10 protein-coding genes, 1 tRNA gene and 1 pseudogene are annotated in these 14655 nt (G+C 60.3%); all 12 read right to left on the bottom strand.

The features are described from left to right. Window positions 1-23: 23 nt before the first annotated feature. The gene (rsmB, locus tag KW832_RS00060; RefSeq protein ID WP_218299060.1) at window positions 24-1334 is read right to left on the bottom strand and encodes a 16S rRNA (cytosine(967)-C(5))-methyltransferase RsmB; all 1311 of its coding nucleotides are present in this window, start codon (window positions 1332-1334) and stop codon (window positions 24-26) included. 190 nt (window positions 1335-1524) lie between these two features. Then, window positions 1525-2109 (bottom strand): LemA family protein, encoded by a 585-nt coding sequence (locus KW832_RS00055; RefSeq protein WP_218299061.1) that lies wholly within the window; start codon window positions 2107-2109, stop codon window positions 1525-1527. Between the two features lie 156 nt (window positions 2110-2265). Continuing rightward, complete coding sequence (rpoC, locus tag KW832_RS00050) at window positions 2266-6501, bottom strand: DNA-directed RNA polymerase subunit beta' (protein WP_055398513.1); 4236 nt, start codon at window positions 6499-6501, stop codon at window positions 2266-2268. 21 nt (window positions 6502-6522) lie between these two features. Further along, window positions 6523-10635, bottom strand: a complete 4113-nt coding sequence (gene rpoB, locus KW832_RS00045) for a DNA-directed RNA polymerase subunit beta (protein WP_218299062.1) — start codon at window positions 10633-10635, stop codon at window positions 6523-6525. 267 nt (window positions 10636-10902) lie between these two features. Continuing rightward, the gene (gene rplL, locus KW832_RS00040) at window positions 10903-11280 is read right to left on the bottom strand and encodes a 50S ribosomal protein L7/L12 (protein WP_008907085.1); all 378 of its coding nucleotides are present in this window, start codon (window positions 11278-11280) and stop codon (window positions 10903-10905) included. A gap of 40 nt (window positions 11281-11320) precedes the next feature. Next, window positions 11321-11845 carry a 50S ribosomal protein L10 gene (rplJ, locus tag KW832_RS00035; RefSeq protein ID WP_055398511.1) on the bottom strand — a complete coding sequence of 175 codons (525 nt, stop codon included), beginning with the start codon at window positions 11843-11845 and terminating at the stop codon, window positions 11321-11323. Between the two features lie 233 nt (window positions 11846-12078). Continuing rightward, entirely contained in the window at window positions 12079-12774 is a 696-nt protein-coding gene (gene rplA, locus KW832_RS00030; RefSeq protein ID WP_055398510.1) for a 50S ribosomal protein L1, read from the bottom strand. Further along, a complete protein-coding gene (gene rplK / locus KW832_RS00025; protein WP_010467238.1) occupies window positions 12775-13206 on the bottom strand; it encodes a 50S ribosomal protein L11 in 432 nt (143 codons plus the stop codon). A 163-nt stretch (window positions 13207-13369) separates the two neighbouring features. After that, window positions 13370-13966, bottom strand: a complete 597-nt coding sequence (nusG, locus tag KW832_RS00020) for a transcription termination/antitermination protein NusG (protein ID WP_082437456.1) — start codon at window positions 13964-13966, stop codon at window positions 13370-13372. Continuing rightward, window positions 13963-14349 (bottom strand): preprotein translocase subunit SecE, encoded by a 387-nt coding sequence (gene secE, locus KW832_RS00015; RefSeq protein ID WP_121422025.1) that lies wholly within the window; start codon window positions 14347-14349, stop codon window positions 13963-13965. The genes nusG and secE overlap by 4 nt, the downstream gene beginning before the upstream one ends. Before the next feature lie 91 nt (window positions 14350-14440). Next, window positions 14441-14516, bottom strand: a tRNA-Trp gene (locus KW832_RS00010). 14 nt (window positions 14517-14530) lie between these two features. Further along, window positions 14531-14655: pseudogene (locus tag KW832_RS00005) on the bottom strand (elongation factor Tu); the annotation flags it as partial.

Genomic DNA, 14655 nt, shown 5'->3' with positions numbered 1-14655 from the left:
CCACCCAATGAGCCCCACGGAACTCATTGCGGCGATTTTTGCAACAGTGCGTAAAAAAATCCATCGTGGTCACCCGACTGATTGTCCGGGACAGCTCCGGGCTTGTCCCCGTTGGCGGGAATTAAATGACCCGGCGACGGCAGCAATTGCGCATCGGTGTTGTGTGCAAGAAACGTTTGCACCTGGTCGTCGCCTTCGGCACGGAACACGGAACACGTGCAATACAGCAGCCGTCCGCCAGGGCGCAATAGCGGCCACAGGGTCTTGAGCAACCGGGCCTGCAGGCCTGCAAGCTGCGCAATATCGCTCTCGCGGCGCAGCCAGCGCACATCCGGATGGCGGCGCACGATGCCCGAGGCCGTACAGGGCGCATCCAGCAAGATGGCATCGAACTGCGCACCATCGCAATGCTGCTGCCACCAGTCTTGCGGACGCGCCGCATCGGCCACCACCACCTGGGCGCGCAGCCCCAGGCGCTGCAAGGTCTCACCAATGCGCGCGCTGCGGGTGGCATCGATCTCCAGCGCAGTGACCTGTATCGGCGCACCAGCGCCCGCCCACTCCAGAAGGTGGGCGGTTTTACCCCCGGGCGCCGCACAGGCGTCAAGCACCCGCACAGGCCGGGTGAGGTCCAGACCTTCAAGCAACAGGGGCGCAGCCATCTGGGCTGCAGCATCCTGCACCGAGACCCAGCCCTCTTCAAACCCCGGCAGCGATTGCACGGGCACGGGGTGCTGCAATACCAGCCCTACACTCCCAGACGGAATTGCCTCCAAATTGATAGCTTCCAGCGCTTTCTGGTAAAGCGCTAGAGTGCTTTTTTGTGCATTGACTCGCAGCGTCATCGGTGCGTGGGCATTGTTGGCCTGCAGAATCTGCTCCCAGTGCTGGGGATGGTCCTTGCGCAGGCGCTCGACCCACCACACCGGATGGTTCCAACGGGCCAGCGGATCGCCATCGGTGCGGGCAACCAGCGCTTCGCGTTCGCGCAGAAAGCGGCGCAAGCAACCGTTAAGGAATGAAGCCTGCGCACGCGTGGACGCGCTGCGTTTGGCCGCTTCCACCACCTGGTTCACCAAGGTGAACGGCTCGTACGGCGACTCCTCAGGGTTCCAGCACAGCGCCAGCGCCGTACACAACAGCGCATCCGCAGCCGGTGGAGGCGTGCGTGCAACCATCTGGCGGCGCAACGCCTCGGCCCGTCCGGCCTGGCGCAGCACCTGGAACAGGAGAGACTGCACCCCAGGGCGCAGAGCTGTGTCTACCGCCGCCAGTGCTGCGGTGCCCGACTGCCCTGTGCGAATGGCCTGCAAGGCACTGGCCACAGCCTCCAACTGTTGCCATAGCGCTACGGGCTGACCGCCCGCCCCCGGGCGACTGGCACCGCCCGGGCCGGAAAGCGTCCGGTCACGGGCTGGCGCGTTGTTGGCTCTGTCGGCTCGCTTGTTAGGCCCGGGGCGGGACGCAGGGCGTGGGGGTTGTTGTCGTGGTGCGGGTGGGTTCATTGTGGTCCTGGCAACCTTTCTACAGCCCGCGGGCGGCCTTGAATCCGAACACCCAGGCCAGCAGGTTGGCTGGAAACTGGGCAATGGCAGCGTTGTAGTGCAACACCGCTTCGTTGAAAACACGCATCGCCTGGTCGTTCTGCAGAACATGCTCGTCCCACCGAACCTGCCACAGCGACGGAGACACGGGCGGCGCGTCCGCAGCGGCGGTAGCCACAGACGTCTGCGCCCAGGTCGCTTGCCCACTGTTGTGTGTGGCCTTCTGCCAGGACGCATGGAGCACCTCGCGCGCTGCCGCCAAGGCGGCCACCGCGTCTGGCTGCAAGGGACGCGCCCGCGCCATGGCCAAGGATGCGCTCAACTGGGTGGTGGCGCCTTGCAGTGCCGCCATCTCTGGCTCCGTGCCACCTGCCGAGGGGACCTGCTGTACGGCTTGCGCCGCACCATACTCACCCATCAAAGACAGCTGGCGCACCATGTGAGCGTCAAAGCTGCCAAACGCCTGCACAACGGCCGAGCGCAGCCGCATCAGGCGGTTGTAGGCGCCCAGCGCCCAAAAAGCGGCAATGGCAAAAACAATCCAGAAAAGGGGCGATGACCACATGCACAGTTGCCGTCCTCGCGTGCACCACGCGTTACGGCCCGATAAGGAAATGAGGGAGAAAGGCGAAGACTACGAAAGATCGAAGTGCGGGTTCCAGAAAAAAGCTCCCGGCCTGCCAGGGACAGGACGGGAGCTTTTCAGAGGCGGCCCGAAGGCTTAGTCAGCGGCTGCGTCGGTCGCGGTGGAGGTGCTGCCCTCGACTTCCGTTGCTTCACCCTGGGCTTCCATCTCGGCGGCTTCGGCTTCGGCAATGGCACGGCGCTCAGCGTCGTCCATGGCGTCCTTGGCCTTGCGTGCCTGGTGGTAGGCCATGCCGGTACCGGCCGGGATCAGGCGACCCACGATCACGTTTTCCTTCAGGCCACGCAGCTCGTCGCGCTTGCCCATGATGGCAGCCTCGGTGAGCACGCGGGTCGTTTCCTGGAAGGAAGCGGCCGAGATGAACGAGTCGGTCGACAGCGAAGCCTTGGTGATACCCAGCAGCAGGTTGCTGTAGGTCGCGGGGATCTTGCCTTCGGCCTGCAACGCATCGTTGGTGTTGAGGATCTCGGAACGCTCGATCTGTTCACCGGCGATGTAGTTGGACTCGCCAACGTTCTCGACCACGACGCGGCGCAGCATCTGGCGAACGATCACCTCGATGTGCTTGTCGTTGATCTTCACACCCTGCAAGCGGTACACATCCTGCACTTCATCAACGATGTAGCGCGACAGCTCTTCGATACCCAGCAAACGCAAGATGTCTTGTGGGTCGGCCGGGCCGTCCACAATCGATTCGCCCTTGTTCACCACCTGGCCTTCGTGAACCAGGATGTTCTTTTCCTTGGGCACGAGTTCTTCGAACACATGGCCTTCAGGGTCGGTGATCTGCAGGCGGACCTTGCCCTTGGTTTCCTTGCCGAACGACACGGTACCGGTCATCTCGGCCAGCGTTCCCTTGTCCTTCGGCGTACGGGCTTCAAACAGCTCGGCCACACGGGGCAGACCGCCGGTAATGTCGCGGGTCTTCTGACCTTCGACCGGGATACGGGCCAGCACTTCACCGGGGCCCACATCCTGGCCGTCGCGCACCTGGATCAGAGCGCCGACCTGGAAGCCGATGGTCACCGAGTGGTCGGTGCCAGGGATCTTCACTTCATTGCCCTGGGCGTCGATCAGCTTCACCTGCGGACGCACGACCTTGGCAGCGCCACGGCGCTTCGGATCGATCACCACCAGCGTGGACAGGCCGGTCACTTCGTCGACCTGCTTGGCCACCGTGAGACCTTCTTCGACGTTCTCGAACTTGGTCTGACCGGCGAACTCGGTGATGATGGGGCGCGTCAGCGGATCCCAGTTGGCGAGGATGGTGCCAGCCTTGATGGTCTGGTCGGCCTTGACCGTCAGCGTTGCACCGTAAGGCACCTTGTGGCGTTCGCGCTCGCGGCCATGCTCGTCGTGGATGATGATTTCACCCGAACGTGCAATGACGACCAGCTCACCCTTGGTGTTGCTCACGTAGCGCATCGTGGCGTTGAAGCCGATCACGCCGTTGGACTTGGCTTCCACGCTCGATGCGATGGCAGCGCGCGATGCGGCACCACCGATGTGGAACGTGCGCATGGTCAGCTGCGTGCCGGGTTCACCGATAGACTGGGCAGCAATCACACCCACGGCTTCGCCGAGGTTGATCAGGCCGCCACGGCCCAAGTCGCGGCCATAGCACTTGGCGCACAGGCCGTAGCGGGTTTCGCAGGTCAGTGCCGTGCGAACCTTCACTTCGTCCACGCCAGCCGCTTCGAGTTCTTCGATGAGGTCTTCGTCGAGCATGACACCCGCTGAGACCAGCACCGAGCGGTTCTCGGGGTGCAGCACGTCTTCAGCCGCCGTGCGGCCCAGGATACGGTCGCGCAGCGATTCGATCACTTCACCGCCTTCGACGATGGCGCGCATCAGCGAACCATTGGAAGTGCCGCAATCTTCTTCGGTCACCACAAGATCCTGCGTCACGTCCACCAGACGGCGGGTCAGGTAACCCGAGTTGGCGGTCTTCAGCGCCGTGTCGGCCAGACCCTTACGGGCACCGTGGGTGGAGATGAAGTACTCCAGCACGTTCAGACCTTCGCGGAAGTTCGCGGTGATAGGCGTTTCGATGATCGAGCCGTCTGGCTTGGCCATCAGACCCCGCATACCGGCCACCTGGCGGATCTGGGCTGCAGAGCCGCGGGCCCCGGAGTCAGCCATCATGTAGATGGAGTTGAAGGACTCCTGGTCCACTTCCTTGCCGTGGCGGTCCATGACCTTCTGCTTGGACAGCTGGGCCATCATCACCTTGGACACTTCGTCGCCGGCCTTGCCCCAGATGTCCACCACCTTGTTGTAGCGCTCGCCAGAGGTGACCAGACCGGACACATACTGCTGTTCGATCTCCTTCACTTCCTTCTCGGAGCGCTCGATGATGCCGGCCTTTTGTGGCGGCACCAGCATGTCATCAATGGCGATCGAGATGCCGGCGCGCGTGGCCAGACGGAAGCCGTTCTGCAGCAGCTTGTCGGCGAACACGACCGTTTCCTTCAGACCGCACTTGCGGAACGAGACGTTGATCAGGCGCGAGATTTCCTTCTTCTTGAGCGCCTTGTTCATGTTGGAGAACGGCAGGCCCTTGGGAAGAATCTCGGACAGCAGGGCACGGCCGGCAGTGGTTTCCACGAGCGAGGTGGACGGAACGAATTCGCCCGTTTCCTTGTTCTTGGTCCACTCGGTCATGCGCACCGTGATCTTGGCGGCCAGTTCGACCTCGCCGGCGTCCAGAGCACGTTGCACTTCACCGGTATCGGCAAACACCAAGCCTTCGCCCTTGCCGTTGATGCGATCGCGGGTGGCGTAGTACAGGCCCAGCACCACGTCCTGCGAAGGAACGATGGAGGGTTCGCCCGATGCGGGGAACAGCACGTTGTTGGAGGCCAGCATCAGCGTGCGGGCTTCCATCTGCGCTTCCACCGACAGCGGGACGTGGACAGCCATCTGGTCACCGTCGAAGTCGGCGTTGAAAGCCGCGCAAACGAGGGGGTGCAGCTGGATGGCCTTGCCTTCGATCAGGATGGGCTCAAAGGCCTGGATACCCAAACGGTGCAGCGTAGGTGCACGGTTCAGCATCACAGGGTGCTCTTTGATCACCTCTTCCAGGATGTCCCACACCACGGGGGTGCCGGATTCGACTTCCTTCTTGGCGGCCTTGATCGTCGTCGCGATGCCCATGGCTTCGAGGCGCGAGAAGATGAAAGGCTTGAACAGTTCCAGCGCCATCAGCTTGGGCAGGCCGCACTGGTGCAGCTTGAGCGTTGGGCCCACGGTAATCACGGAACGACCGGAGTAGTCCACGCGCTTGCCCAGCAAGTTCTGGCGGAAACGACCCGACTTGCCCTTGATCATGTCGGCCAGCGACTTCAGAGCACGCTTGTTGGCGCCCGTCATGGCCTTGCCACGGCGGCCGTTGTCCAGCAGCGAGTCAACAGCTTCCTGCAGCATCCGCTTTTCGTTGCGGGCGATGATTTCAGGGGCCTTCAGCTCCAGCAGGCGGCGCAGACGCGAGTTGCGGTTGATAACGCGGCGGTACAGGTCGTTCAGGTCGGAGGTCGCAAAGCGGCCGCCGTCCAGCGGCACCAGCGGACGCAGGTCCGGTGGCAGCACGGGCAGCACTTCGAGCACCATCCACTCGGGCTTGATGCCCGACTTCTTGAACGCTTCCAGCACCTTCAGGCGCTTGGCGTTCTTCTTGACCTTGACTTCAGAGCCGGTGAGGTCGCCACGCAGGCGCTCAATCGACATGTCGATGTCGATGGATTCCAGCAAGTCCTTGATACCCTCAGCGCCCATCTTGGCGATGAATTCGTCGCCGTATTCCTTGCGCTTGGCGTCGTAGTCGTCCTCGGACATGATGCTGAACTTCTTCAGCGGCGTCATGCCAGGGTCGGTCACCACATAGGCTTCAAAGTACAGCACGCGCTCAATGTCGCGCAGCGTCATGTCCAGCACCAGGCCCAGACGCGATGGCAGCGACTTCAGGAACCAGATGTGGGCGCAGGGCGCGGCCAGGTCGATGTGACCCATGCGCTCGCGGCGCACCTTGGTCTGCGTGACTTCAACGCCGCACTTCTCGCAGATCACACCACGGTGCTTGAGGCGCTTGTACTTGCCGCACAGGCATTCGTAGTCCTTGATGGGACCAAAAATCTTGGCGCAAAACAGGCCGTCGCGCTCGGGCTTGAACGTGCGGTAGTTGATGGTTTCTGGCTTCTTCACTTCGCCGAAAGACCACGAGCGGATCTTTTCGGGCGAAGCCATGCCGATGCGGATGGCATCGAAATGCTCGTCCGGCGTGAATTGCTTGAACAGGTCGAGTAGCGATTTCATAGTGACTCTTTCCTTTTCTGCTTAGGAGCGTTCCAGCTCGATGTCCAGGCCCAGCGAACGGATTTCCTTGACCAGCACGTTGAACGATTCCGGCATGCCGGCTTCGATGGCGTGTTCGCCCTTGACAATGGATTCGTACACCTTGGTACGGCCCACCACGTCGTCGGACTTCACGGTCAGCATTTCCTGCAGGACGTAGGCGGCGCCGTAAGCTTCCAGCGCCCACACTTCCATTTCCCCGAAACGCTGGCCACCAAACTGCGCCTTACCACCCAGCGGCTGCTGCGTGACGAGCGAGTAAGGACCGGTCGAGCGCGCGTGCATCTTGTCGTCCACCAAATGGTGCAGCTTCAGGTAGTGCATGTAACCAATGGTGGTCGGACGCTCGAAGCGCTCGCCCGTACGGCCATCGAACAAGTACGCCTGCGTGCGGGTGGGCGTGAGGCCCTTGCGCTCTGCAATGTCGTCTGGGTAGGCGATCTTGAGCATGTCCTTGATTTCTTCTTCCGAAGCACCATCGAACACGGGCGTCGCATAAGGCACACCGTTGGTCAGGTTGGCAGCCATGGCCATCACGTCGTCATCGCTGAGCAGCGACAAGTCTTCCGTGCGGCCGCGCGAGTTGTACACCTCTTCGAGGAACTTGCGCATGTCGGCGGCTTTGGCCTGCTCCTGCAGCATGTTGCCGATACGTTGGCCAATGCCCTTGCCAGCCCAGCCCAAGTGGACTTCCAGCACCTGTCCGATGTTCATCCGCGAAGGCACGCCCAGCGGGTTCAGAACGATGTCGGCAGGCGTGCCGTCGGCCATGTAAGGCATGTCTTCGACCGGAACGATCTTGGAGACCACACCCTTGTTACCGTGGCGGCCAGCCATCTTGTCACCAGGCTGCAGGCGGCGCTTGACGGCAAGGTACACCTTGACCATCTTCAGCACACCAGCGGGCAGCTCGTCGCCTTGCGTGAGCTTCTTGCGCTTTTCTTCAAAGGCCAAGTCGAAGCTGTGGCGCGTTTGCTCCAGAGCGTTCTTGATGGATTCGAGCTGGGTGGCCACTTCGTCTTCAGCAGGACGGATATCGAACCAGTGGAATTTCTCCACCGAAGACAGGTATGCCTTGTCGAGCTTGGTGCCCTTGGCCAGCTTTTGTGGGCCGCCGTTGGCCACACGGCCCGTCAGCAGCTTTTCGATACGGTCGAACGCGTCGGCCTCCACGATGCGCAGCTGGTCGTTCAGGTCCAGGCGGAAGCGCTTGAGTTCATCGTCGATGATCTGCTGGGCGCGCTTGTCGCGCTGGATGCCTTCGCGGGTGAAAACCTGCACGTCGATCACGGTGCCCGACGAGCCTTGGTCGACGCGCAGCGAGGTATCCTTCACGTCGGAAGCCTTCTCGCCGAAGATGGCGCGCAGCAGCTTCTCTTCAGGCGTGAGCGTCGTTTCGCCCTTGGGCGTGACCTTGCCGACCAGCGTATCGCCGGGTTGCACTTCGGCGCCCACGTAGATGATGCCGGACTCGTCCAGGCGGTTCAGTTGCTGCTCCGACAGGTTCGGAATGTCGCGCGTGATTTCTTCGGCGCCCAGCTTCGTGTCGCGCGCCATGACCACGAGTTCCTCGATGTGGATCGAGGTATAGCGGTCTTCGGCCACCACGCGTTCGGAGATCAGGATCGAGTCTTCGAAGTTGTAGCCGTTCCAAGGCATGAACGCGATCAGCATGTTCTGGCCAATGGCGATTTCGCCGAAGTCCGTCGATGCGCCGTCGGCGATCACGTCACCCTTGACCAGCATGTCGCCCTTCTTAACGATGGGGCGCTGGTGGATATTGGTGTTCTGGTTGGAACGCTGGTACTTGATGAGGTTGTAGATGTCCACACCCACCTCGCCGGCCACGGCTTCGGCATCGTTGACGCGGATCACGATACGGGTCGCATCCACATAGTCCACCACACCGCCACGGGTCGCCGTCACGACGGTGCCCGAGTCCACGGCAGCCACGCGCTCGATGCCCGTGCCCACAAGCGGCTTTTCAGGACGCAGCACTGGCACGGCCTGGCGCGACATGTTGGCGCCCATCAGCGCGCGGTTCGCATCATCGTGTTCCAGGAAGGGCACCAGCGAAGCCGCGACCGACACGATCTGCGCGGGCGACACGTCCATGTACTGCACGCGGTCTGCACCACACAGAATGGATTCACCCTTCTCACGGGCAGACACCAGATCACCCGTCAAACGGCCATCCTTGTCGAGCACGGCGTTGGCCTGCGCGATCACGTACTTGCCTTCTTCGATGGCCGAGAGGTAGTCGATCTCGTTCGTGACCTTGCCATCCACCACGCGACGGTAAGGGGTTTCGATGAAACCGTACTCGTTCAGCCGAGCGTACAGAGCCAGCGAGTTGATCAGGCCGATGTTAGGGCCTTCAGGCGTTTCGATAGGGCAGACGCGGCCGTAATGGGTTACGTGCACGTCGCGCACTTCGAAGCCTGCGCGTTCGCGGGTCAGACCACCCGGGCCCAGGGCGGAAACACGGCGCTTGTGCGTGATTTCGGCCAGCGGGTTGGTCTGGTCCATGAACTGCGACAGCTGCGACGCACCGAAGAATTCCTTCAGGGCGGCCGAAATCGGCTTGCTGTTGATCAGGTCGTGGGGCATCAGCGGCTCTTGCTCGGCCTGGCCCAGACGCTCCTTCACGGCCTTTTCGATACGTGCCAGGCCCGTGCGGTACTGGTTTTCGGCCAGTTCGCCCACGCAGCGCACGCGCCGGTTGCCCAGGTGATCGATGTCATCGACTTCGCCGTTGCCGTTGCGCAGGTCGACCAGGATCTTGACCACGGCCAGGATGTCCTCGTTGGACAGCACCATGGGGCCGGTGGATTCGTCGCGGCCGATCTTGGCGTTGAACTTCATCCGGCCCACGCGCGACAGATCGTACGTGTCGGGGTTGTAGAACAGACGCTGGAACAGGGCCTGCACGGCGTCTTCCGTTGGCGGCTCGCCGGGACGCATCATGCGGTAGATGGCCACGCGTGCAGCAAATTCGTCCACCGTTTCGTCGATGCGCAGGGTCTGCGACATGTACGCCCCCTGGTCGAGTTCATTGGTGTAGATGCACTGTACGTCTTGCACGCCAGCGCTGCGCAGCTTCTTGAGCAGCGCTTCGGTCAGCTCGTCATTGGCCTTGGCGATGATCTCACCAGTGTCCGCATCCACAATGTTGCGGGCCACGACACGACCGATCAGGAAGTCTTCGGGCACGCTAATGTGCGTCGTGCCAGACTGTTCCAGTTCGCGGGTGTGGCGAGCCGTGACACGCTTGTCCTTGGCCACAACAACCTTGCCAGACTTGTCGGTGATGTCAAAACGGGCCACTTCACCACGCAGACGCTCGGACACAAATTCCATTTGTGCACCGCTGTCCATCAGACGGAAGTTATCGTTGACGAAGAAGTTCGCCAGGATAGATTCCGGATTCAGGCCGATGGCCTTGAGCAGGATCGTGACCGGCATCTTACGGCGACGGTCCACGCGGAAGTACAGGATGTCCTTGGGGTCGAACTCGAAGTCGAGCCACGAACCACGGTAAGGAATGATGCGTGCAGAGAACAGCAGCTTGCCCGAGCTGTGGGTCTTGCCCTTGTCATGCTCGAAAAATACACCCGGCGAACGGTGCAGCTGCGACACGATCACACGCTCGGTGCCGTTGATGATGAACGAGCCCTTGTCGGTCATCAGGGGCACTTCACCCATGTAGACCTCTTGCTCCTTCACTTCCTTGACCACCTTGGACTGCGAGGTCGAGGACTCGCGGTCATAAATGATCAGTTGCACCTTGGCGCGCACAGCCGAGGCGAAAGTCAGACCACGGGTCTGGCACTCGCGCACATCAAAAGCCGGCTTGGCCAGGTTGTATTCAATGAACTTCATCTCCACAAAACCGTTGTGGGAGACGATAGGAAAGGCAGCGTCGAATGCAGCCTGAAGGCCTTCGATGGTTCTTTTCTGGGGTGCTTTATCAGCCTGCAAGAAAGCGGTGTAGGCGTCCTTCTGCATCTGCAGCAGATAAGGAACTTCGAGCACGCTATCGCGGGTGCCGAAACTTTTGCGAATTCGCTTGCGTTCGGTGTAGGAATAGGCCATGAGATCTCCGGGCAAAGACATGAGTCCTGGGTCTTCGACGACTGACCCGCAAGGAGCGCTGTCCTTACGGGCTTGGCGGTTGGCCACTACCAACCATGGCGGACGGTGATGCGTTGCACATCACCCGAACCAAGGCGTCTTCTGCTGTCGGGGTTGTCAGAAGACACTCGAAAACCAGCGTTTGCACGGCGGCTTTCGGGTGCGCTCTGAAAGCACCAAAGGCTGGAGGCCCTTTGAGGAGCACTCCAGCCCTTGAGCAAGACCGAATTACTTGAGTTCGGCCTTGGCGCCGGCTTCCACCAGCTTCTTGACGGCTGCTTCGGCGTCGGCCTTGGCAATGCCTTCCTTGACGTTCTTGGGAGCGCCGTCCACCAGGTCCTTGGCTTCCTTGAGGCCCAGGCCGGTGATTTCGCGCACTGCCTTGATGACGGACACCTTGTTGGCGCCAGCTTCGGTCAGCACCACGTTGAATTCCGTCTTTTCTTCAGCAGCAGCAGCGCCAGCGCCACCACCAGCGGCAGCAGGAGCAGCCATGGCTGCAGCGCTCACGCCAAACTTCTCTTCAATGGCCTTCACCAGGTCATTGAGTTCCAGAACCGTCATGCTGTCCAGCGCGGTCAAAAATGCGTCTTTATCGAATGCCATTTTGATTTCCTAACAATTGTGTTGGTTGTCTGCCGGGCTATCAAGCCGCAACAGGTTCGGCGGCCGGTGCGGCTGCGCCTTCGCCTTTTTTCGCCGCCAGTGCGCCCAGCACAACGGCCGTACGCGACATGGGGGACATAAGCAAGCCACAAATCTGAGCCAGCAGAACTTCCTTGGAAGGAATGTTGGCCAGTTGCTTAACGCCGTTCACGTCCAGGGCCTTACCACCGAAAGCGCCACCGCGAATCACCAGCTTGTCGTTGGTTTTCGCAAAGTCAGCCACCACTTTCGCGGCAGCCACGGCGTCTTCGGAGAAGCCATAGATCAGAGGACCGGTCATCTGGTCAGCCACCACGTCAAACGCGCTGCCAGCCACAGCACGGCGGGCCAAAGTGTTCTTCAGAACACTCAGGTTCACGCCCTTGCTGCGAGCTTCCACACGCAGTTTGGTCATGTCGGCGACCGTGATGCCACGGTATTCCGCGATCACAAGCGTTTGAGCTTTAGCGGCGAGGCTGGTCACTTCACTGATGACCGCTTCTTTCTCACTGCGATTAAGACTCAAGGTCTACTCCTTAAATTGTGCATTCAGGCTTGCGCCCTCGTACACGCTCTTGTTGCAGCGACCAACTGTTTCGGAATGAATTCCATCTGCAGCGGGATCGCCATCTGCGTTGGCCCCGGAGGGATTAAGTGCAAGGCTGCACACCAACGGTCTTGGATGGCCTGGAGATGGTTGTTGCACCACCCCAGCCCACCACATCAGGCCCTTGCAGGCCCGAAGATTTTTTACCGCAATTACGCTGCGATGGATTGTGTGTCCACGCGGACGCCAACGCCCATCGTGGAGGACACAGCGACCTTGCGCAGGTACAGACCCTTGCTCGAAGCAGGCTTGGCCTTGTTCAGAGCGTCGATCAGTGCAGCCAGGTTACCTTGCAGCTTTTCATTGTCGAACGAGCGGCGGCCAATAGTGCTGTGCACGATACCGGCCTTGTCCACACGGAACTGCACCTGACCAGCCTTGGCGTTCTTCACAGCCGTAGCCACGTCGGGAGTAACCGTGCCCACCTTGGGGTTTGGCATCAGGCCACGTGGGCCAAGGATCTGACCCAGGGTACCCACAACGCGCATGGCGTCAGGAGCAGCGATCACCACGTCGAAGGGCATGTCACCAGCCTTCACCATGGCAGCCAGGTCATCCATGCCAACGATGTCAGCGCCAGCAGCCTTGGCTTCTTCCGCCTTGGCACCTTGCGCAAAGACGGCCACACGGGTCGTCTTGCCAGTACCGTTGGGCAGCACGACAGCGCCACGCACCACCTGGTCGGACTTCTTGGCATCAATGCCCAGCTGAACAGCCACGTCGATGGATTCATCGAACTTAGCAGTAGCAGCTTCCTTCACCAGAACCACGGCATCTGCAAAGGCGTACAGCTTGGTGCTGTCAACCTTGCCCTGCAGGGCCTTTTGCTTTTTTGTCAACTTGGCCATTTACAAACCCTCCACCGTCACGCCCATCGAGCGAGCGGAACCAGCCAGCGTACGGACAGCAGCGTCAACATTCGCAGCATTCATGTCCTTCATCTTGGTCTTGGCGATTTCTTCGAGCTGTTCGCGCGTGATCTTGCCAACCTTGGTCTTCAGCGGATTGGAAGAACCTTTTTCGAGCTTGATAGCCTTCTTGATCAGAGTCGTCGCAGGCGGCGTCTTGATGATGAAGGTAAAGCTCTTGTCCGCGAACGCCGTGATGACCACTGGCAGTGGCAGACCTGGCTCCACACCTTGGGTCTGCGCATTGAATGCCTTGCAGAACTCCATGATGTTGAGACCACGTTGACCCAGTGCTGGGCCGATGGGTGGGGATGGGTTGGCCTTACCAGCTGGAACTTGCAGCTTGATAAAACCGACGATTTTTTTCGCCATGTTTTACTCCTTACGGGTCATAACGCTGTTGTCGCACCACGCAACAACTGGCTCCCCGGGGTTAACGACTCGCTATCACGATGTTCGCACCGAGTCGAAAAGTGCGGCATCCAACTGCTTACCCCGGCCTCGCCAGGGAGAACTTAGGTGTTATCCGAAAGACCTATGTCTTTTCGACCTGCCCAAACTCCAATTCGACCGGCGTGGAGCGGCCAAAAATCATCACGGAGACCCGCACGCGGCTCTTTTCGTAATTGACCTCTTCAACCGAACCATTGAAGTCGGTGAAGGGACCTTCTTTGACACGTACAAGTTCGCCGACCATGAATTCGATCTTGTGGCGAGGCTTGTCTGTGCCTTCCTGCATCTGACTGACGATTTTCTGGACTTCCTCTTCAGAAATCGGCGCAGGGCGATTCTTCGCCCCCCCTACAAACCCCGTCACCTTGTTGGTGTGCTTCACCAGATGCCAAGTGTCATCGTCCATCACCATCTCGACGAACACATAGCCAGGAAACAAGCGACGCTCTGTCGTCTTGCGCTGGCCGTTCTTCATTTCGACCACTTCCTCGGTCGGCACCAGAATGCGACCAAACTTGTCCTGCATACCCGAGCGACCAATCCGCTCCTGAATATTGCGCTCCACAGCCTTTTCCATGCCCGAGTAGGCATGGACAATGTACCAACGCAGATCGGGATTTGCCGAAGCAGAAGCGCCTGCAGGAGCTTCTGCTCCAGTGATTTCCGCAGCGGTTGTCATGACTTTCTCCAGCCCAAAATCAAGTCGTACAAGACCCATTCCAGCGTCTTGTCAGTGAACCACAGGAAAAGGGCCATGATCACCACAAAGGCGAATACGTAGGCCGTCATCTGCAGGGTTTCCTTGCGGGTGGGCCAAACGACCTTCTTCACCTCGCGCCAAGCGTCTTTGGCAAAGGCAACGAACTGGCGACCGGACTCCGACACCAAGAACACGCCAGCAGCAGCAGCCAGCCCAACGATCAGCGCAGCCCACTGCACCACAGCGCCTTGTTTTCCCAACAAATAGAAGCCTGCAACCGAAGCGATGACCAGGGCCACCACCGCAGCGAGCTTGGCCTTGTCTGCGCCTGTATTGACTGTTTCAACCTGTGAAGTGGCCATCTTTGAGTATTTCCTGCTTCCGATGCACGGCATCACTTAAGACACCGAAGCCCGCCAGGGTCTGGCGGGCTTGTTTTGGGCCACATTCAAGTGGCAGGGGCAGTAGGAATCGAACCTACAACCTTCGGTTTTGGAGACCGACGCTCTGCCAATTGAGCTATACCCCTGTATACCTTGCTAATTAAGCAATGATCTTGGCCACGACGCCAGCGCCCACGGTACGGCCGCCTTCGCGGATAGCGAAGCGCAGACCTTCTTCCATGGCGATGGGGTTGATCAGCTTCACAGTGATCGACACGTTGTCAC

Origin of the sequence: Acidovorax sp. sif0632 (assembly GCF_019218805.1) — a bacterium.
GTDB lineage: Bacteria > Pseudomonadota > Gammaproteobacteria > Burkholderiales > Burkholderiaceae_C > Acidovorax > Acidovorax facilis.
Note: the sequence above shows the minus strand (reverse complement) of the source record. Positions and strands in the feature narration are given on the sequence as shown.

Bases quoted from the DNA above. Each gene is read 5' to 3' on its own strand.
- rplL (WP_008907085.1), bottom strand. From the start codon at position 11,280: ATGGCATTCGATAAAGACGCATTTTTGACCGCGCTGGACAGCATGACG.
- nusG (WP_082437456.1), bottom strand. From the start codon at position 13,966: ATGACAACCGCTGCGGAAATCACTGGAGCAGAAGCTCCTGCAGGCGCT.
- rplA (WP_055398510.1), bottom strand. From the start codon at position 12,774: ATGGCCAAGTTGACAAAAAAGCAAAAGGCCCTGCAGGGCAAGGTTGAC.
- rpoC (WP_055398513.1), bottom strand. From the start codon at position 6,501: ATGAAATCGCTACTCGACCTGTTCAAGCAATTCACGCCGGACGAGCAT.
- rpoB (WP_218299062.1), bottom strand. From the start codon at position 10,635: ATGGCCTATTCCTACACCGAACGCAAGCGAATTCGCAAAAGTTTCGGC.
- KW832_RS00055 (WP_218299061.1), bottom strand. From the start codon at position 2,109: ATGTGGTCATCGCCCCTTTTCTGGATTGTTTTTGCCATTGCCGCTTTT.
- secE (WP_121422025.1), bottom strand. From the start codon at position 14,349: ATGGCCACTTCACAGGTTGAAACAGTCAATACAGGCGCAGACAAGGCC.
- rplK (WP_010467238.1), bottom strand. From the start codon at position 13,206: ATGGCGAAAAAAATCGTCGGTTTTATCAAGCTGCAAGTTCCAGCTGGT.